This is a genomic window from Sphingobacterium sp. N143 (assembly GCF_030325625.1).
Taxonomy (GTDB): Bacteria; Bacteroidota; Bacteroidia; order Sphingobacteriales; family Sphingobacteriaceae; genus Sphingobacterium.
The window spans coordinates 343,266-363,682 of sequence record NZ_JACAIS010000001.1 but is presented as its reverse complement, the minus strand read 5'-3'; the positions used below and the strand labels follow the sequence as shown (position 1 = coordinate 363,682).

The following is a 20,417-nucleotide window of genomic DNA, read 5'->3' as shown; positions in this document are numbered from 1 at the left end:
TTGCATATCCCGTGGCCAGCGTCAATACATGCGGCCACTTTGGATATGTCTAAAATACTTCATATATGCTAAAAACATTTATAACCAGGCCCGTTTTAGCCACCGTTATCTCTATACTCTTGGTGATCCTGGGTTTAGTAGGCCTAAAACTGCTTCCTGTATCCCGATTTCCTGAAATTGCGCCACCAAGTGTCCTGGTTTCATTAAGTTATCCTGGGGCAAATGCCGAAACCGTAGCCAAGAGCGTATTGCTTCCCATCGAAGAAGCGATCAATGGAGTAGAAGATATGACATATATCAAATCTTCCGCATCCAATTCAGGCTCGGGCAGCGTCTCCGTCTACTTTAAAACGGGAACAAATCCGGATATCGCCTCAGTGAATGTGCAGACCCGTATCTCCAAAGCCATTAGCGCTATTCCGGCAGAGGTTAACGAAGCCGGTATTACGGTAATGCCGCGGCAGACAGGGGTTATCATGACCATCAATCTTTATTCGGATCATCCGGACAGTGCCTATGACGAAACCTTCCTGCAGGCTTATGCACAGATCAACCTGATGCGTCCCCTACTGCGTGTGGATGGTGTGGCCCAGGTATCCCGATTGGGAGCCCGGGATTATGCCATGCGTCTTTGGTTAAACCCCGAAAAATTGGCCTTATATAACCTCGTCCCACAGGACGTCATGACGGCCATCAAAGATCAGAATTTTGAAATAGCACCCGGTAAATTCGGAGAAACCTCAGACGAGGCTTTTGAAACGGTGATCCGCCACAAAGGGCGTTTTACCACACCCGAAGAATTTCAAAATATCGTTATCAAGACCAATAATGATGGTTCGGTGCTTTACCTGAAGGATGTGGCCCGTGTAGAATTTGGTGCTACAAACCTCAGCAGTGACAACAAGGTCGATGGACATCCGGGCTTAACACTCAATCTGACCCAAACAAGTGGTTCCAATGCCCATGACATCGATGTTGCCGTCCGAAAAGTACTCGAGGAGCAGTCCAAGACCTTCCCAAAAGGAATTCACTATGAAGTCACCTATTCTGTGCGCGACCAGATTGACGAATCCATCAGCCAGGTTGAGCACACGCTCTTTGAAGCATTCATCCTGGTCTTTATTATCGTCTTTATCTTCTTACAGGATTTTAGGTCTACGCTGATTCCAGCGATCGCCATTCCGGTATCGTTGATCGGTACCTTCTTCTTCCTGCAGCTCTTTGGATTTTCATTAAACGTATTGACCATGTTTGCCTTGGTCCTGGCCATTGGTATTGTTGTCGATGATGCCATTGTGGTCGTGGAAGCTATCCATGAAAAGATGCATAGTACAGGATTGAAACCCAAGGCGGCCACCTTATCCACCATGTCCGAAATCACAGGTGCCATCCTATCGATTACTATGGTCATGGCAGCTGTATTTTTGCCCGTTGGATTTATGGAAGGTCCTGCGGGTATCTTCTACCGCCAATTTGCCTATACTTTGGCCACCGCGATCTTGATATCGGCGTTGAATGCTTTAACCTTGAGTCCCGCACTCTGCGCATTATTGCTAAAAGCACCAAAGCATCCGGATGAGGAGCAAAAAACAACGAAGATCAATCAATTTAAAGACCGCTTTTTTAAAGCATTCAATACTTCCTTTGACCGTTTGACGGCCCGCTATGTGGCTATTGTGCAGCTCTTGATCAAAAACAAGAAAATAGCCTGGTTGGGATTGGTGCTGATCACGGCGGTCGGAGCCATCTTAATGGTCAATACCCCAAAAAGCTTCATTCCTACGGAGGATGATGGCTTTGTGACGTATAATATTGCCCTGCCTCCAGGAGCTTCCTTGAGCCGGACGACAGAGGTGTTGCACCGTGCCGACAGTATCCTGAAGAAAAGGCAAGATATTGAAGGGATGACCACCGTATCGGGTTACAATGCTTTGGATGCCAGTTCGAGCCCGGCATTCGCTGCTGGCTATATCACCCTTAAACCGCACGCCCAGCGTAAGCATATCAAAAATATCAATGCCTTTATGGATACCATCAGAAGTGATCTAGCCCAAATCAATGAGGCTACTTTTACGGTGTTCCCAAGGCCCACCGTACAAGGATTTGGTGACTTCGCTGGTATAGAAATGGTTTTACAAGATCGTATGGGCGGTGATGTACGGGATTTCAATATGATCGCTGATACCTTTATCAACCAGCTCAATAGCTTGCCTGAAATACGAAATGCATATACAAGCTTTAAAGCCAACTTTCCACAATATGAAGTCAACATCGATGCTGTTAAGGCCAAATCCCTTGGAGTAGAAATCAAAGACCTCATGTCGACCATCAGAACTTATTTTGCCCGTGTACAGGCCAGTGATTTCAATCGGTTTGGTCGTCAATACCGGGTGTATGTACAGTCTGATTTTGACTTCCGAAAAGATCCAGAATCATTCAATTCCATATTTGTGCGCAACAATAAGGGTGAAATGGTGCCGATCAATACCCTATTGACTTTAGAAAAGACCGTAGGACCGGAAGTTATAACACGTTATAATCTTTATAATGCCATCACGGTCAACATAACTCCAGCCGAAGGGTACAGTACCGATGATGCCATGCAGGCCATCCAGAAACTGGCGGATGAAAAACTTCCTGGAAACTATGGCTTTGAGTGGACAGGTATGAGTTACGAAGAAAGTCAGTCAGGATCGCAGACCATTTTGATCTTTGTGCTAAGTATCCTGTTTGTTTATTTCTTACTGTCTGCCCAGTATGAAAGCTATATCCTACCTTGGGCAGTATTGCTGTCGATACCGGTAGGATTAATCGGTGTGTTCTCGGTCATCAATCTTGTCGGGCTGCAAAATAACATCTATGTCCAGGTTGGACTCATCATGTTGATCGGACTTCTTGCCAAGAATGCCATTCTGATTGTTGAATTCGCCGTACAGGAGCGAAAAAGTGGAAAGAGTATCGTGGAAGCGGCCATCAGCGGTTCGAAGCTCAGGTTAAGGCCGATTCTGATGACCAGCCTGGCATTTGTGGCCGGTCTGATCCCTTTGATGTGGACCGTGGGGCCTTCGGCCATTGGTAACCACTCCATTAGCTTCAGTGCCGCAGGAGGTATGCTTTTAGGTGTTGCTTTCGGCATTTTTATAATTCCGGTACTCTTTGTCGTATTTAAGGGTCTGGATGAAAAATTACACGATAAACTAGCTAAAGAAGAAGAATAATGCAGCATATAAAAAAATATAGTTCGGTTCTATTTATATTCATTGGATTACTGGTGCTGATGAATGCCTGTAAGGTGGGAAAAGATTATGTTCAGCCCAAGCTGAAGCTTCCTGAATCCTTTCGTGGAGATACTTTGGACTTCTTTGGGGATACTTCCAGCATGGGGTTGATCCAATGGACATCTTTCTTCCATGATCCTACTTTAAAACTCTTGATTGACTCAGCCTTGGCTAATAATTTTGATATGAGGACAGCTTTGCTCAATCTGCAGATCTCCAATCGGGTACTGGCACAGAATAAGGCCAATTACCTCCCAACTGTCGATGCGACCATTGCCGGCGTCAACCGTACCTGGAGATCAAAGGATTTTGGAAGTGGTCCATTGAGCAAATACTATGAACGCAAGGGCGAGAAAGCACCGGAGAACATGTTTGTCTATCAATCCCAATTTGGCACCGATATCAGCTTTAGCTGGGAAATAGACATCTGGAAGAAAATCAGCAGTAAACAAGAACAGCTGCTGGCGGAATACCTGGATACTCAGGAAGCAAAAAATGCGATTCAGACCAATATTATCACCTCCGTCGCAAAAGGATACTTTAACCTGTTGATGCTGGATGCCAAAATAGAAGTGGCCAAACGCAATGTTCAGCTGAATGACAGCACACTGCGCATGATCAAACTGCAATATGAAGCCGGTGAGATCACAGCTCTGGCTATTCAACAGACCGAATCGCAACGGTTACTGGCGGCCTCACTAGTACCCGAACTGGAAAAGCAAATTGTCATCCAGGAGAATGCTTTACAGACCCTGACGGGCAGGCTGCCTGATAGCATCAAACGGGGCAGATCTTATGAACATCTTTTTGCCGAAAGTAAGGACATATCACTCGGATCACCAATAGAAATCGTGCGCAACCGCCCAGATATCCGCTCAGCCGAGTTTCAGCTCATGGCGGCCAATGCAAATGCGAATATCCAGCAGGCCATGCGTTACCCATCGCTGAATATTGGTGGTGCATTGGGGGTAAATACCATGTTGCCCAAAAACTGGTTTAATATCCCGGGAGCCTTACTCGGTGGAATAACGGGAAACCTGACGACACCGATCTTTAAAAACAAAACCCTAAAAACCCAATATGAAGTTGCAAAACTCGAGCGGGATAAGGCTGAAGTCCAGCTCCAACAGAAAGTGGTGGAAGCAGTCGCTGAAATCTCCAATGCTGTAGTCACTGTGGACAAACAGCGGGAGCAACTGGAGCTGGCAAAAAAAAGAGTGGATAATGCCCAACTGGCGGTAAAAAATGCAAATTTACTGTTCAAAAGTGGTTATGCTACTTATCTGGAGGTGATTACCGCACAAAGCAATGCCCTGGATAGCGACTTGGATCTGGTTGAACTGAGGCAACAGCATTTGGACGGTTTCGTTGATCTATACCGCTCTTTGGGCGGAGGTTGGAGATAAAGATTTAAAACTTTATTTTTGCAGTATGACACCAGAAGAATTACAGCAATACTTTCAATCCATGGACCTTCCTGACTCCATACAAATACAGCAGGACATGCAAGTGATCGATGTACAACGGTTTATCAGCACCAGTTTTATCCATGTTGGGTTATGGAAAAAGGATTTGAGTAAATGTCCTTCCTGGATCAGACTGTTAAAGCTCAAGGATACCTTGGAAAATTTGGAAAATCCTACCATAGAAAAAGCCTAACAGAGTTAGGCTTTTTCTATGGTAGGCTGTGTTCGGCCTTGACCTAGATCCCTGAAGCCAATTGCTCCAGTAAAAGAGGCATTTCTTCCTTCCCATTATTCGGACTGAGGGGAAGATTGAACCATAGCCTTCATCATCAGATGATGCATCACAGCATCGTCTGCATAGACAATTCTATAAATCATCCTCAATAATTTCAGCTACGCGGCCTATCTGTCCATCCGTTAGCCTCACTTTGATTCCCCTCGAGTGATATGATGAAGAGGTCAGGAGATCCTTTACAATACCTTCGGTTAGATTACCGGTACGTTGGTCCTTTTTCAAGATTATATTCACCAGCATACCAGGCTTTACATCTGCTCTATTTCTTCCGTCCATAGCCAAATGTAAGAAATAAAAAAGGAGTTCTCCAAAGAAAACTCCTCTATTTTTATAGTGATGCAAGGCCTGGGCTAATGACAAACAAGAGACCATGTCCTGACGCATCGGTCAAGCTTTTTACAACTTATTTAAATAGCTTAAATATATCGTTTCCAAAAATAAATACCATCAATGCCAGCAGAATAAAGAAGCCCACCATTTGCGCCTTCTCCAAAAATTTCTCGCTCAATGGTTTTCCCTGGATCATTTCGATCAGTAAAAACACGACATGACCACCATCCAATGCCGGTATTGGCAATAGGTTCATAAAAGCCAGGGCCATGGAAAGCATCCCTACCAATGACCAAAAACGGATCCAGTCCACTTCTGTACCAAACAATGTCGCAATACCTATTGGCCCAGACAGAGCCTTATCTGCCCGCACTTCACCCTTGAATATTTTGCCAAAACCTTTGGCATTATCCGTGATGACCGTAAAAGCCTTTTTGGCTCCGATCGGAAAAGCTTCCATTAAGGTATAGTTGATCGTAAATGGCTTAATGGACGAATCATGACTGATGCCTATACCTAACATCGCATCAGCAGGCACATTTCCTTGTAGAGACACTTCTGCCCCTGCACGGACCACTTTAATTGCTACCGATTTATTGATATTTGCTTTGATCTGCTCCCTAAACTGATCGAAGAATGGCACCTGAACACCGTTTACTGCGATAATACTGTCCCCTTTAACAAAGCCCATTTTACTGGCCGCCGATTCCGGAACAACTTGCGCAATGCTTGTTGTTTTCACCCTTGGCTCGATAAACTTCTCGCCTTTCTTATCTGATAAGGTATTCAACAAATCAGCTGGAACTGCGATCTCTTTTGTCGCCCCATCACGTTCTATGGTTAAGGTTACACCGCCCATCAGCACTTTGGAGCTGACCAGTTCCGAATAATTTTCCACACGGTGCCCGTCAATGGCAATCACCTTATCCCCTGCTTTAAGACCGATAGACTCACCGATACTTCCCGGCACGATACCATTGACCAGCTGATCCATCTTGATATCGGTATTTCCCATCTTGAAGGTCAACATCCAAAAGACGAGAACGCCCACAATGACATTGACAATAATACCACCCAACATGACGATCAAACGCTGCCAGGCAGGTTTTGAACGGAATTCCCAGGGCTGAGGCTCGCCTTTCAGTTGCTCCGTATCCATCGATTCGTCGATCATACCCGCAATCTTCACATATCCACCCAAAGGCAACCAACCGATACCATACTCACAGCCCTTATAATTGAATTTAAACAATTTCACTCCCCAGGCATCAAAGAAAAGGTAAAACTTTTCGACTTTGATACCAAATGCACGTGCTGCTAAAAAATGCCCCAACTCATGTAGGACGATTAAAATTGACAAGCCTAAAATCACTTGTCCGACCATAATTAAAACACCCATGTATGTCTTCTAATAAATTTAATCTTTGATTATTTCACTCGTTATTAACCTTGTTACGCGGTCTGTTTCCAGATAGTCATCCAGTGTTGGATGAGCTATGAATTCCATTTTATTTAAGGTTGCTTCGATCACATCACTCATCTGTAAAAAGCCTATTTTATCCTTCAGGAAAGCATCGACAACAACTTCATTTGCAGCATTTAATACACAGCACTTATTCCCACCTGCACGCAGTGCGTCATAGGCAAGAGCAAGATTACGGAATGTATCCATGTCCGGCTTCTCAAAATTAAGTGTCGGGTAATCCATAAAATTGAAACGCTCAAAGCTGTTTTCAAAACGGGCAGGATATGTCAGTGCATATTGAATGGGTAATTTCATATCTGGCACGCCCATTTGAGCCTTCATTGAACCATCTTTAAACTGAACCAAGGAATGCACGATGGACTGTGGATGTACGATCACATCCACCTGATCAATGGACAGGTTGAAAAGCCATTTTGCTTCAATCACCTCCAGCCCCTTGTTCATCAATGAAGCCGAATCAATGGTGATTTTTGCACCCATGGCCCAGTTGGGATGCTTCAGGGCCTCTGCTTTGGTAACCTGTAGCAACTCACCCGTTTTTTTGCCTCTAAACGGTCCACCAGAGGCTGTCACGTATATTTTTTCAATGGGATTATGTGCTTCCCCGACCAAACACTGGAATATAGCCGAGTGCTCAGAATCAACAGGCAGCATACTTACGCCGTATTGCTGAACCAGATCCATGATCAGCTCGCCCGCCACCACCAAAGTTTCCTTATTGGCCAGGGCAATATCTTTCCGACACTCAATTGCCTTTACAGTAGGCTTCAATCCTGCAGATCCAACGATCGCATTCAGCACGACCTTCACTTCCTCGTATTGTACCACCTCAACCAATCCTTCTTCACCGCACAGTACAGCTGTATCCTGTCTCTTGAGCGCTTCTTTGACGGTAGCAAGCTGTGTTGTATCAGTCAGCACAACAGCCTTTGGCTTAAATTCCAGGGCCTGTTTGATCAATAATTCCGCATTGCTGCCGCAGGTCAGCACAATTGCTTCAAAATCATTAGGGAAGGCTCTTACAACATCCAAGGCTTGTGTACCTATGCTACCCGTTGCCCCTAAAATGGCAATTCCTTTTTTACTCAAAACCTTCTCTATTTTATTAAAATATATTACTTAATATCTTCGGGTCCTCTCCACCGTGATAATCGGACATCATTTCCCGATACGCTACCGAAATGACAATGCAAGCCAAAGGTACCACTAAGAAAGAACTCACGAGGTTCAAAATAATAAAAATTATGTAATATTCTAAAAAATTAAAATATGCCTGCAAGATCTGAAAGAATGCAAATACGGCCAGTATCAACAGCAGCCTGAATACATTTCCCTTCGTCAGCGCAAAACTAAAACGCAGTGATTTAAGTGCTCCGGCATGTTTATCAATAATGAAAAATGGATAAAAAGCGACACGGATGATCAGTAGAAAGGTCAATATCGCTGCCACAAAGACAACGAAAAAAGTAAAGCTGCTCATCAGCTCCAGACGGTTATCACCATTCTCAAATAAATAAAGAAACGGGAAGGACACAACCCCCAGTATCATGAGAAGTGCAATAGAAAGAACCATGATGCTCAACATTGCCCCGAAAAAATAGAGCAGTTCCCTGGTGCTGGGAATGCATTGCATCAATTTTTTCTGGTCGTCGCCATCGATCAGGTGAAGGATATACTTGAAAAGAGTCAGATTCAGTCCAAAATATAACACCATGAAAAAAAATGCCATAAAACCACTCAGCACGACATTAAAATCACTGATTGTGGTGGCAAGATAATTAGATAAGCCTGAGGTGATAAACAGTAGAAAATATAGGCCTGCAACAGAAAAATAATGCTTTTTCAGCAGCTCCCATGACTTATTAAAAACTTCATTTACGGCAAAAGTACTTTCCTTTAGGAATTGAATCATTTTTTCTTTGAATAAACTTTTACAAAGATGCCATTATTTTTAATTTTCAACAATTTACAGCCCAATAAAATTGATTTTTTTATTGTTTTTTAACACAAAAAAATAGGCAGCAATCCCGATCCGGCGCAAGGAAAGTATCCTGAAGATTTCAATTGGTCATATGGACAGGCCATTCCCATAAAAAATCCCCTATCTTACTCAGATAAGGGATTTTTATGGGATATCAGCTCCATGCTACTTAAATTCGTTTGGAAGCGGTTTTTCCAATAAATATTGATAGTAGAAACGGGCCCGTTCATTGAAGTCATACTTACTTTTGGAGCGGTCAAATCCATGACGGCTACCCGGATAGATCATCAGCTCAAAAGGCGTTTTCCGATCCGTCAGTTTGTCGACCAGCTGAGTTGTGTTCTGCAAATGGACATTATCATCCATATCGCCATGCATAATCCGTAATACGCCTTTATAGTTATCGGTATAAGTCAATACCGATCCGGCTTTATAACCATCAGGGTTATCCTGAGGGGTATCCATCCAACGTTCGGTATAATGGCTATCATACAGTTCCCAGGAAGTAACCGGAGCTCCTGCGATTCCGAAATCAAATACATTGGCGGCTTTGGTCATGGCAAGGCAGGTCATGTAGCCCCCATAACTATGTCCCGTGATCAGTACCTTATTCTTCGCTACCCAGGGCTGCGATTTCAACCATTTAACAATAGTGGAATAATCGATGATCTCCCAATGTCCCAGATTGCGGTGCATATACGCCACCCCCTGTTTACCAAAATGCCCCGAAGCACGGTGATCTGCCGAAACCTGGATGATACCTTCGTTAGCCCAGTACTGATTGTTGGTCCCCTTCCAGGTATCTTTTACCGTTCCTGCATCCGGTCCACCATAGATACTAAAAATCACCGGATAGGTTTTGGTCTTGTCAAAATCTGTAGGATAGGTAATCGTCAATGGAAGGTCAAACAGTCCATCATCCGATTTGATGTGCAAGTATTCCGTTTTGCCATAGGTATAGGAACCAAAATCTGCGGCTTTGCTGTCTGCCAGTTGACGGACGACTTTCCCCTTATTGTCCACTAGTGCAAAACGGTCAGGCGTACTTACATTAGAATAACGTGTGATAAAGTATTTACCATCAGGCGAAACAACTACGTCATGTGAATAATCGCCAAAGGTCAGTCGCTTCAGGTTTTTACCGGAGAAGTCAACACGATACAAATCAAAGCGGGCGGAATTTTCCTTACGGGCCGTAAAATAAAGCACCTTATTTTTTTCGTCTATCCGTTTAATCTCGGTGACCTGCCAATCGCCTGAAGTGATCGGATTGACCAATGTGCCATCCAGCTTATACAGGTAATAATGCGCCCAGCCCGTTTTATCCGATTTTAAGATATAATATTTATTGTCGGCAAGGTAGGTTATACGTTCATCGTGGTCCAAATTGATCCAGGAAGCTTGACGCTCATCATAAATCTCTTTTTTTGTACCCGAATTGGGGTCTACCTGATAGAACTTCAGATTATTCTGGTCCCTGTTCATCCATTGGACCATGATATTTTTGCTATCGAAAGCCCAATAAGGCTGTCCGAAGTATTGATCATCCTTTTCGTTGAAATCTGCCCAGGTAACACGGCCTCCGTCCAGATGAGCAATGCCGACCTTCACCTCCGGGTTTGGGTCACCCGCTTTGGGGTATCTCGTTTCTTCGAGATAGCCATGCTGTCCTTTGGAGGAATAGATCGGGAACATGGGCACCTTGGTATCGTCAAAACGCATAAAAGCGATTTTTTTACTGTCCGGCGACCACCAAAAAGCCTTATATTTTGTGGCCCTGCCCAGGATTTCCTCGTAATACACCCATGAAGACCAACCATTATAGATCACATCAGTACCATCATTTGTGTATTGCGCTTCCTTGCCTGTCGTGACATCCACACTATATAAATTGCTTTTACGCGTGAAAGCCACATATTTGCCATCCGGAGATAAAGTAGGATTCTGTTCGGCAACTTCAGGAGAATTGGTTATTTTTTTTGCAATGCCATTGCCACTTTTCATGTAAATGTCATTGTTTTCTACGTAGACAACTGTCCCCTCCTTCACCGGGACTGTATAGATGCTCCGGTTTCCTGATCTGATATTTACCTGATATAAACGACCATCGTTCACATCATTTTCCAGATAAGCTGTTTCATCCGCCCAGCCAGGATACTGATTTGTGCGCACTGTCAAAGACTGCTTCTGCCCCCAGGACTGAGCAAAATCCAGTTTTTTCTGTGCAAAGCCGAGGTCATGCACAAAAAGAATAATAGATGCACCTAAGAGTACTCTTGATACCGTATTCATTAATTTTTGGATATGTTTATTAATTAATTCGGCTAAGATAAAGAATTGCACTAAATAACCACGATTTTTCCCTGTAACATGCTTATAGAAATGCGCAGGCTCATGAAGATAATTCTCTTCTAGGGATGATTTTCAAAAAGCGTCAGCTGGACCCCTTCTTTCGGAAAATCCACTTCATCCACGAAATTTGATAGCGAAACACCCAGCAGCCGTACCTTATTGGCCAGGGTTATCTTTCCCAGGAGCCCCTGTGCTGTTGCATAAATTTTCTCCTCGGAGTCGAAACTTGTATCGATGGTCAGGCTTCGGGTCAGCTGCACAAAATCGGCGTACTTAAGCTTGACGGTTATTGTACGGCCCGAAATTTCTTTTTTACCGATACGGGTCCAGAGCTGTTTACATAGGCGTAGCAAGATCATATTCAATTCTTCCAGCGATGCAATGTCCACATCAAAAGTATCTTCTATTCCGACAGATTTCGTGCTGCGATTAGGTACCACGGCACGTTCGTCCATGCCCCGGACAATGCGGTAAAAAAAATGCCCGGTTTTGCCAAACCACCGTACCAGGTCATCTTCACGTTGCTTTTTTAGATCAAGCCCCGTGAACAGACCGAGCTCGCGCATCTTCTTTGCGGTGACTTTACCCACACCGAAGAATTTTTCCACGGGTAAAGATTCCATGAATTTTACGATTTTCGAAGGACCGATAAAGGTCAGCCCATCCGGTTTATCCATATCTGAGGCGATCTTGGCCACAAATTTATTGACCGACACGCCGGCCGATACGGTCAGGTCCAACTCGTCTTTGATCGCCGCTTTGATTGCTTTGGCAATGTCAATGGCCGACCCGATCCCCAGTTTATCGACCGTCACATCCAAATAAGCCTCATCCAGAGACAACGGCTCGATCAGATCGGTATACCGGTGGAAAATTTCCCGGATCTGGTATGATACCTGCCGATATACATCAAAACGGGGTGAGGTAAATATAAGCTGTGGGCAGAGCTGAAGCGCCATCCGTGAACTCATCGCAGATTTGACACCATATTTGCGGGCTTCATAACTGGCAGTCGCAACCACCCCTCGCCCATCCGGAGATCCCCCCACAGCAATCGCTTTCCCCCTATATTCAGGAAAATCACGTTGGTCTACGGAAGCATAAAAAGCATCCATATCCAGATGAATAATTTTACGATATACCTGTGGTGAATCCATCTCTTCAATCTTACCGGCCTTTAGCCTGTGCAGGACAACTTGTTTCTTCTGTAAAATTACAAAATTTAGCATAACATCCATGCCGGATCAAAAATAACTAATAGAATTAGTACATGTTCACCACTACCTTCCGAAAGTCTATTTTTTTAATCTATCCATAGATCTTTATTCTGTTAATTTTTTTATCTTTAGGTGAAATTATCCCGGTAGAAAACGGCATCGTATCGCTATACAGTGCCCTTTAAAAAACGGGACTGATGACATAACTAACACAACATATTATGGAAAAATTGCCTGAACAAAAAAAGGCCAAATCTGGGTTCAAAAAATTTTTACTTATCCTGACACTATTTCTGGTGGCCGGATGTGGGACCTATGTCTACTGGAAGTACTACTATGTTTTTGGCGAGGGTGTAAAATCCGGTTATCTGAATTTTGCTGTAAAAAAAGGAAATCTCTTCAAGACCTATGAGGGGAAGCTGATCCAGGAAGGATTTGGAAGAGCAAAGACTGGTGGCATTGCCAGCAATCAATTTGAATTTTCGATCGAAGACGATTCCATATTCCGTCAGCTCGAATTAAACAGCGGCAAATATTTTGATCTGCGCTACAAAGAATACCATGGCATACTCCCTTGGCGGGGAAATACCGTATACATTGTCGATCAGATCATCAATATGAAATAATCAATGGATCAGTTCCATTGATTATTTCATATTGATGTAGGCAGGGTGAAGAGCCGTGCCCCCAGCAGTAAACCCTATGCGAAGATAACATCTCTGACGATCAGCTTCTCTTCAAAATAACTTTTGAGTATGCGTCCATCACCATGCAATGTCCATACTTCTTTGGGATCGACCATATTGATATATTGGAGGATATCTTTCCAGTCCACATGATCTGAGATGTACAGTTCAATATCGTTCTGCGCCTGCAGTCGCTTCCATCCCGAAGCAAAAGCCCGTAATACCTTTGTTGCCCGAAAATAACTGTTAAAGGTCATCGGCGGTACCAGGTACACCTTATTCTGGTCCCCCTGTTTCATTTCCTTCCTGTTGTAAGGCTCATATTTCAGCTTTTTGAGACCATATTGGTCATACAGCCTGTGATACGGCAATATACCATTATGCACCAACACCTTTCTTTCCGGGCAATACGTATTGATCAGATCCGTCACTCGCTGTGCCTTCCCCAGTACATAAGTACCCAGCAGGATATTACTTGCATGCCCATCCAGCTTTCTGATTTCTTCTGCAGGGTCCGGATGGCAGATTTCGGGATCTGCAAAGGTACTTTCAGTGATCAGTACATCAGCTTGCTGTACCTCCAGGGCCTCACAGGTCGCATCGGGCTGTAATTTATAATCACCGGTATACAAGTATCGCACGCCCTTATATTCCATCAGAATCTGTGCTGATCCCAATATATGGCCTGCAGGCAAAAATGTCACCTCCACTGGTCCCATGTTAAAGGGGCTGTTGAACAATTTTATCTGGTGGGCATCTTTACGGTTCTGCTTGTAGCGATAGGCCATAAACAGCGCCGTGGCATGGGTACTATAGACATACTCATGGCCTGAGCTTGCATGATCACCGTGCGCATGCGAAACCACGTTATGTACCACAGGAGCGCTGGCATCGATATAAAAATCACCATAACGGCAATAGTAGCCTTCCGGTTTCCTGACTAAGAAGTCAGCCAATATTATAGACATATACTTATTTTAGAAATTTTTGATGGAGTGTCCACACCTGAGGCAACAGCGGGGTGACTCCATCGTTCACGATGACAAAGTCGGCCAATTTCAGTTTTTCCTCGTCAGACAGCTGTTTGTTGATCCGCTCTCGGACCTGTTGTTCCGTCACAGCATCTCTTTGCATAACCCGTTCTATACGGAGCTCCAAAGGGGCGGTCACCAATATGGTATAATCGAGTTCTTTATAGGAACCGCTCTCAAAGAGCAGTGCGGCTTCTTTGAGGGAGTAGCGGGATTTTTGCTGGTCGGCCCAATCCTTGGCCGCCTGGATAACAATGGGATGCACGATGCTGTTTAACCGGTCCAGCTTCGCTTTATCCGAAAAAACCTGGCTTGCCAAAAAAGCCCTATCCAGCTGATTGTCTTTATAGGTAGCATCACCAAACTCCGCGATCAGCCTTTCCCGAATCCGCGGATCGCCGTTCATCAATTTTTTAGCTTCGTCATCCGCGTTATACACAGGAACGCCCAGCGCCTTAAAAAGCTGGCAGATAAATGTCTTTCCGGAACCTATTCCGCCCGTTATCCCTATTTTCATTCGCTATAAATTGCTTATACGTACATGAGTACACAGCCGCAGCTGATTTCAACTATTTTCATTATTTCCGGACAAAGAAGTCCACATTCTGCGGTACGACACTGATTACCTTACAGTAATCGGGCACCTTGGTCAGCAGTACAGGTAAATACTGGACTTCATTTTTTTCCCAATCCGCCAGATCCACGACAGCTTCAAAATCCCGTGAGGTATAATTATTATAATCCTTGACCGACATCAGGACAGTCACCACCACCTTGCTCGGGTTGGGGCGCACCGAACTATAACGCTGACCATTCTCCACTTTTACCGGGAGTTCGATCACCTTTTCTGTCAGCTCCCCCACGGGCATCAATACCTCGACAGAAGTCGGGTATACATTGATATTCCCTTTCTGATTTCTGGCCAGGTTTGCTACGGTACGTACATCCGTTTCCACTTCCCTTCCACGGACCGTATCTGTTTCCCAGTATTCGATGGCTGAAACATCTTCATAAGGCCCGGTAATCGTCACATAGGCTGGGGTCACTTTCGTATCGGCAATAATCCCATAGCCCCGCTTAAACAGGATATTGGATTCAGGCTTTACAGGAACTTTACGTTGTGTCTGTTTGGAGAAATCAAAAAACAAGGTATCAGGACTTACCGAGACCACCCTTTGCTCATGTGGAAACTGCCGGTTGATAAAGCCCAGTTGGTTGGAGAAAACAATCCAATCCCTGGTTTTCAGGGAGCTGAGATCGACCTGTATCTTTGGTGTCTCCAGCGCTGCTTTTGAAAACAGGAATTGCCAGCCCGTCATCTCCAGTTTCACCTTTACGGTATCCAATTGCTGGGGATGGAAGGCCCTTTTCTCAGGAAGATTAACGTATTCGATAGCTGCCTTGACCGATATCGTATATTGATTGGAAATTGAAAACAGCAGCCAGGCCAGCAATGAAATCCCAATACAACGCACAAAGATGTTTATCTTTCTGCGCTGGGTCTTATTTAATCGAACTGCATTTGCCATGGTACAAACTTAATCAATTTGCATAAAAATCAGCTCATAAGGGGATAAAAACTTGGTTGATATATAAAAAGGAAGAATGAGGTGAAATAGTTCTTTTCTCGACCGGTACAAGATCATATCTGATTCCTACCAACTTCTATATTTATAGTGTATTTACAGGGGAATAGTAGAGGGTTAACAGGGGGTTAACAGGGGTAAGCCCCTGCAATACCCCTGTTAATTCCCTGTAAAAATAGTGTTACTCCTATTTTAATCACGAATTTAGTATTAACTTGATAGTAAGTTAATTATCAGAAACCAAGAATAACTAAGGAAAAAACTATGGCAATTTTACAAAATGGCCCCAATGGCCCGATCACCGGAAAATTTGGCTCTGTTAGTGCTTACCTATTGAATGGCCAAAATATTGTACGCGGACCAAAAAAGAAACGTACATCCCCTCCCAGCCAGGCAGAACTGATCAACAGGAAAAAACAAAAAGTTGCTGGGCGGTTTGCAGGGGACAATAAAGGGATATTTGATTTTGGTTATCAGTTTATGACGGAAAAGGGAAAACGGATAGGTGCTTTCCAATTGGCCCAGCGCCATATTTTCAAGGAAGCTCTGGAACTGGATTCGGAGCAAAATCCCTTTGTCAACCCCGAAAAACTGCTTGTATTTGCCGGACCGCTCACGCCATTGGCCAACTGTCAGGTTAGCCTTAACGGTGATGTGATTGATCTTAAGTGGACTCCTGATGCTAAATACAAGGATAGTACATACAAACTCATTCTTGCATTAATTGGTTTATATGGCGAATCTCATTTGGAAACTTCCATTGCGGAGATCAAAAAAGGAAGCTGTTCATTACAATTTGATGGCATAAGCAAAAAAAATTGCGATTACCATGTTTATGTCGGCATATGGGATACGTTTGAAGGTAAATTTTCAAATTCCATCTATTGTGGGGTAATATAAAATAGACCAACGATCTATTTCTGCATCATAGAATCTTGCCCCATCATATAGACTAGTTTTTTAACGACGAATTCTTAACACCAATCTCATGATAAAGAAATGGTTTTTTGTCTTACCGCCTTTTTATAAGAGAATATATGATTTTTCAAAAATACTACAATTTTGTATCTCCACCATTTAGTATTTATTCCTTTAAATTTTTCACAAATTTTTCTTGTCTTTGTTTATCATTTATCACCCTTGTGACATATTCTTCCCAACTGCTGTCTTCATCGTCTAAGTATTCAAAAGGAGGAAAATTAAATCTAAAACTAGGTGACGTAAAGGAAAATTTAATAAGTACTTCAGACCCATCTAAAAGAATAAATTCACTGGTATTTGCAGCCTTTGTTTCCAACAACACTTGATGAGAGCTCGAAATCCGTATCATATTATCCCCATAGATAAAATCAAGTTGATTATCCTTAACCAATAAAGCAGATAAATTATTATTAATAAATTTATACCATCCTTTAATTTTAGGATTTGAAGTATCATTAATCTCTCTATTTTGACTGTAATCGAAATATTTTTGGGCAACATCAAAGTTTCTTAATAACATAAATATTTTAAAAGCAATAAACTTTTGTCATACTTTTCAATTGACCCGCCTAATTAGGGGGGGGTGCAAAACTGTTAAAACCTATCAATAGAAACAACGAACTGAAACAAATAGAGCTGCAATTATCAAATTATTAGTACAAAATAAAAAAAGCCAATCTCTTATCGAGATTGGCCTGCAATTACGTTTAGGAAAAAATACTTAAGAAGCGCTTTTCTCTGCAGTGTTTGCTGCTTTAGATGCATCCAGCGCAATCGCTGATTTATCGAAACGGATTCTCACACCAGAACCTACATCCACTAGGAATGTAGTGTCCGATACTTCCACAATACGTCCGTGAATACCTGCTGTGGTCACAACCTTGGAGTTTACGCCCAATTCTTCAATATATTTCTTATGTTCTTTTTGCTTTTTCATCTGCGGTCTGATCATGAAGAAATAAAATACCACGACGATCAAGACCATTGGTAAAAAGCTCATCATATTTCCGCCTGCTGCTTGTAATAATACTGTGTTCATCTTCTGTTATATCGTTTAATAATTTGTTATTTCGCTAATACTTCACCTTTCAACTGCACTGTGGTCATGCCATTGGAAGCATTGGACTGAATGGTAATAATCTTCTGTTGCTTACCGACCTGCCCTTCGCTATTGAAGGTTACGTGAATATCTGATGTTCCCCCCGGCAAAATCGGGCTTTTTGAAAACTCAGGCTGTGTACAACCACAGGAGGCTGTCACCTTGGATAAGATAACGGGTGCATCACCTGTATTTTTTAACACAAAGGTATGCTTTACCTGCTCCCCTTCTTTTACCTGACCAAAATCAAATGCCGACTCTTCAAATTCTACCTTCCCCAATTGGGCCGCAGCTTTAGAAAGACTGTCTGTCGCTACCACCTCACTCCCGGTCTTGGTTCCCGCTTCGTTTTCCTTTTGAGCATTTCCGCATGAAAAGAAAAACACTGCTGCCAAAGCTACAACTGAATATTTGCTTAAGTTCTTCATTCAAATAATTTATTTTTTTAATCCTTTAGTCCTCTACCCGCTTTCTGAATTCTTCCTTGCTGATTCAGATCGTTCAATATTTTATCCAAGATACCATTGATAAAGGTATTGCTCTTCAATGTGCTGAATACCTTAGAGATTTCAATATACTCATTTATTGTTACTTTCACAGGAATAGATGGAAAATTCACCAATTCGCATATCGCCATGCGCATCAATAAGGTATCCATCAATGCGATACGGTCTGATTCCCAATTTTTTGTTTTTTCAGAAATCAGCTTCTGATATTCATTCGTATTGCGAATGGTCTTCCCCAATAACGCAACGATATACTCGCTATCATCCGTCCAATTTTGCGTGATTTCGGCAAGCTTATTTTTACGCGGATCTTCTGAACTAAAGTTCTTAAAGGTCTTGGCGATCAATGCTTGTAGCACTTCCTTATCTACCGGCCAGTTGATAAATTTCTCTTCAAAAACCTGTTCAATTACCGGTGATTTCAGAATAATCTTTTTAAAGATATGCTTAATGATATCTTTCTCTGTTCCGATCGAACGGTCGTCTTGTTGTAAATATTCCAAATAGGCTTCGGAATCTTTTAATTGCAAAAACACCGTACGGACGATCTCTGGATCAAAGCTCCACGAAATCTTATATTTTTTGACCCCTTCAGCATATTGTGGATTCTGTCTCAATGACTCAATAAAAGTATTTGTACTTAACTTGGTCGTCAAAGACAGGTCTTTTTCGGTAGGCAAAAATTTATTGGCCCTACCTTCAGCATCGATCAGTACATAATCAGCAACTTCATCCAATAGGTTCAGTGTCCAGATGTACATCTCATAGACTTCATCCACATTTTTTAAGAGTGCTTTTTCAAATGTTTTGATGTCTTTGTCTTCTGAAAGACTGTACGCATAAAGCGTTTGCACTACTTTTACCCTCAGGTGTCTCCTGTTTAACATAGTAATTTTAAAGAACGATTTTTTATAAAATAATAAATAAGAACGATTTTGGATTGAAGACTATCTTTTGATTTTTTTAATATCTTGGATACGTTTCTCCGCGATGCGATTGGCCGCTTCAAAAGTAGAAATATTTTCTTCTTTTGATTTTTTCAATACGTCCCTGGTCGCATTGTATATATTTTTGATCACAAATTCCGTGTGATCAACACCATAATTCTGAATTTCGGAATAACAGCTGATCAAGGCTCCGGCATTGATCAAATAATCCGGTGCGTACAATATACCTCTTTCATGAAGGATAGTACTTGTCGCTACCTCATCTTTCAACTGGTTGTTTGCCGAACCGGCAATAATTTTGCACTGCATCTTCTGAGCCGACTCCGGATTGACGGTTCCGCCTAATGCACAAGGTGAATACACGTCAAACTCATGATCAAACACCTCATTATATGGCACTGGCTCGGCTTTATATTTCGCTGCCACTTTAAGCATTTTCTCTTCGGTGATGTCGCTCACGTAAACGCGGGCATTTTCTTCACGCAACATGGCGATCAAACGCTCACCAACGCCTCCTACGCCATGTACAATAACCTTTTTACCGGCAACATTTTCTGATCCATACAATTCCTTTAAGCAGGCTTTTATCCCAAAATAAACACCTTGTGCAGCGAAGATCGAAGGATCACCGACACCGCTTCCATGAATTGCTTTTGGTAAACCAGCTACATGGTCAGTCTCTGTATAAATATGTTCTAAGTCACGTTGGGTGGTACCCACATCCAGTGAAGCAATGAAATTACCATTCAACCCTTCAATAAACTGGCCCAGACGGCGCAATAAAACCTCCGATTTGTCCAGACGGCTGTTGCCGATGATAACCGCACTCCCACCACCTAAATTTAATCCGGTGATCGCAGATTTATAGGTAATGGCCTTGGATAAACGTAAAGCATCCTCAATAGCTTCTTCTGTAGTTTCATATGGCAGCATACGAACACCGCCTATAGCTGGCCCCAATGTGGTGTCATGGATAGCAACAATAGCTTTCAGCCCTACTATTTCATCATTACAGAAAAATAAGTTTTGATGGCCAGACTGGCTCATCAATTCAAAAATAGAATTTTGAGATGTTGACATAAAATGTACTACTCTAATTTGTTTTAATTTTTTAAGGTACTTGATGCAAAAGTAGGAAAATTATTCGTTGTGCATAACAACTTTTTTTATCCATGA

The 20,417-nt window shown here is 42.8% G+C and carries 19 protein-coding genes; 5 read left to right on the top strand and 14 right to left on the bottom strand.

Features of this window, described 5'->3' with window-relative positions; translation table 11 throughout:
• The first annotated feature begins 65 nt into the window (after positions 1-65).
• Genes HX021_RS01540 through HX021_RS01530 form a run of 3 tightly spaced genes read left to right on the top strand, consistent with a single transcriptional unit; the run spans position 66 to position 4,937 of the window.
• A complete protein-coding gene (locus HX021_RS01540; RefSeq protein ID WP_286587789.1) occupies positions 66-3,218 on the top strand; it encodes an efflux RND transporter permease subunit in 3,153 nt (1,050 codons plus the stop codon).
• Positions 3,218-4,684, top strand: coding sequence for an efflux transporter outer membrane subunit (locus HX021_RS01535; RefSeq protein ID WP_286587788.1), 1,467 nt, complete (start codon positions 3,218-3,220; stop codon positions 4,682-4,684). Before HX021_RS01540 ends, HX021_RS01535 begins: the two co-directional genes overlap by 1 nt.
• 25 nt (positions 4,685-4,709) lie before the next feature.
• A complete protein-coding gene (locus tag HX021_RS01530) occupies positions 4,710-4,937 on the top strand; it encodes a DUF6965 family protein (RefSeq protein ID WP_286587787.1) in 228 nt (75 codons plus the stop codon).
• 174 nt (positions 4,938-5,111) lie between these two features.
• Here the strand turns inward: HX021_RS01530 and HX021_RS01525 are convergent, their stop codons facing one another.
• The 6 genes from HX021_RS01525 to dinB form a co-directional block, all read right to left on the bottom strand.
• Positions 5,112-5,315: a YwbE family protein gene (locus HX021_RS01525; RefSeq protein ID WP_286588511.1), complete on the bottom strand. Its 204-nt coding sequence runs from the start codon at positions 5,313-5,315 to the stop codon at positions 5,112-5,114.
• A 127-nt stretch (positions 5,316-5,442) separates the two neighbouring features.
• A complete protein-coding gene (gene rseP / locus HX021_RS01520; RefSeq protein WP_286587785.1) occupies positions 5,443-6,768 on the bottom strand; it encodes an RIP metalloprotease RseP in 1,326 nt (441 codons plus the stop codon).
• A gap of 18 nt (positions 6,769-6,786) precedes the next feature.
• Positions 6,787-7,944, bottom strand: coding sequence for a 1-deoxy-D-xylulose-5-phosphate reductoisomerase (locus HX021_RS01515; RefSeq protein WP_286587784.1), 1,158 nt, complete (start codon positions 7,942-7,944; stop codon positions 6,787-6,789).
• A gap of 16 nt (positions 7,945-7,960) precedes the next feature.
• Entirely contained in the window at positions 7,961-8,767 is an 807-nt protein-coding gene (locus HX021_RS01510) for a beta-carotene 15,15'-monooxygenase (protein ID WP_286587783.1), read from the bottom strand.
• 234 nt (positions 8,768-9,001) lie between these two features.
• A complete protein-coding gene (locus tag HX021_RS01505; protein ID WP_286587781.1) occupies positions 9,002-11,128 on the bottom strand; it encodes a S9 family peptidase in 2,127 nt (708 codons plus the stop codon).
• A gap of 119 nt (positions 11,129-11,247) precedes the next feature.
• Positions 11,248-12,345 carry a DNA polymerase IV gene (gene dinB / locus HX021_RS01500; RefSeq protein WP_286588510.1) on the bottom strand — a complete coding sequence of 366 codons (1,098 nt, stop codon included), beginning with the start codon at positions 12,343-12,345 and terminating at the stop codon, positions 11,248-11,250.
• A 281-nt stretch (positions 12,346-12,626) separates the two neighbouring features.
• Between dinB and HX021_RS01495 the strand changes: the two genes are divergently transcribed.
• Positions 12,627-13,031 carry a hypothetical protein gene (locus tag HX021_RS01495; protein WP_286587779.1) on the top strand — a complete coding sequence of 135 codons (405 nt, stop codon included), beginning with the start codon at positions 12,627-12,629 and terminating at the stop codon, positions 13,029-13,031.
• Between the two features lie 74 nt (positions 13,032-13,105).
• Here the strand turns inward: HX021_RS01495 and HX021_RS01490 are convergent, their stop codons facing one another.
• The 3 genes from HX021_RS01490 to HX021_RS01480 all read right to left on the bottom strand — a co-directional run bounded on the left by HX021_RS01490 (position 13,106) and on the right by HX021_RS01480 (position 15,651).
• Complete coding sequence (locus HX021_RS01490) at positions 13,106-14,059, bottom strand: exonuclease (protein ID WP_353621004.1); 954 nt, start codon at positions 14,057-14,059, stop codon at positions 13,106-13,108.
• A gap of 4 nt (positions 14,060-14,063) precedes the next feature.
• Positions 14,064-14,639: a dephospho-CoA kinase gene (gene coaE / locus HX021_RS01485; RefSeq protein ID WP_286587778.1), complete on the bottom strand. Its 576-nt coding sequence runs from the start codon at positions 14,637-14,639 to the stop codon at positions 14,064-14,066.
• A gap of 61 nt (positions 14,640-14,700) precedes the next feature.
• Positions 14,701-15,651, bottom strand: coding sequence for a CdaR family protein (locus HX021_RS01480; RefSeq protein ID WP_286587776.1), 951 nt, complete (start codon positions 15,649-15,651; stop codon positions 14,701-14,703).
• A gap of 321 nt (positions 15,652-15,972) precedes the next feature.
• Between HX021_RS01480 and HX021_RS01475 the strand changes: the two genes are divergently transcribed.
• Positions 15,973-16,608 (top strand): hypothetical protein, encoded by a 636-nt coding sequence (locus tag HX021_RS01475; protein ID WP_286587774.1) that lies wholly within the window; start codon positions 15,973-15,975, stop codon positions 16,606-16,608.
• Between the two features lie 184 nt (positions 16,609-16,792).
• Here HX021_RS01475 and HX021_RS01470 read toward each other — a convergent pair whose 3' ends face one another.
• From HX021_RS01470 to HX021_RS01450, 5 genes are all read right to left on the bottom strand, one after another.
• Positions 16,793-17,209, bottom strand: coding sequence for a hypothetical protein (locus HX021_RS01470; RefSeq protein WP_286587772.1), 417 nt, complete (start codon positions 17,207-17,209; stop codon positions 16,793-16,795).
• A gap of 201 nt (positions 17,210-17,410) precedes the next feature.
• Positions 17,411-17,728, bottom strand: coding sequence for a preprotein translocase subunit YajC (gene yajC / locus HX021_RS01465; RefSeq protein ID WP_286587770.1), 318 nt, complete (start codon positions 17,726-17,728; stop codon positions 17,411-17,413).
• A 26-nt stretch (positions 17,729-17,754) separates the two neighbouring features.
• On the bottom strand, positions 17,755-18,216 hold the full coding sequence (locus HX021_RS01460; RefSeq protein WP_286587768.1) for a DUF1573 domain-containing protein: 462 nt from the start codon (positions 18,214-18,216) through the stop codon (positions 17,755-17,757).
• A 17-nt stretch (positions 18,217-18,233) separates the two neighbouring features.
• On the bottom strand, positions 18,234-19,181 hold the full coding sequence (nusB, locus tag HX021_RS01455) for a transcription antitermination factor NusB (RefSeq protein WP_286587766.1): 948 nt from the start codon (positions 19,179-19,181) through the stop codon (positions 18,234-18,236).
• 60 nt (positions 19,182-19,241) lie between these two features.
• A complete protein-coding gene (locus HX021_RS01450; RefSeq protein ID WP_286587765.1) occupies positions 19,242-20,321 on the bottom strand; it encodes a Glu/Leu/Phe/Val family dehydrogenase in 1,080 nt (359 codons plus the stop codon).
• Positions 20,322-20,417: the final 96 nt, after the last annotated feature.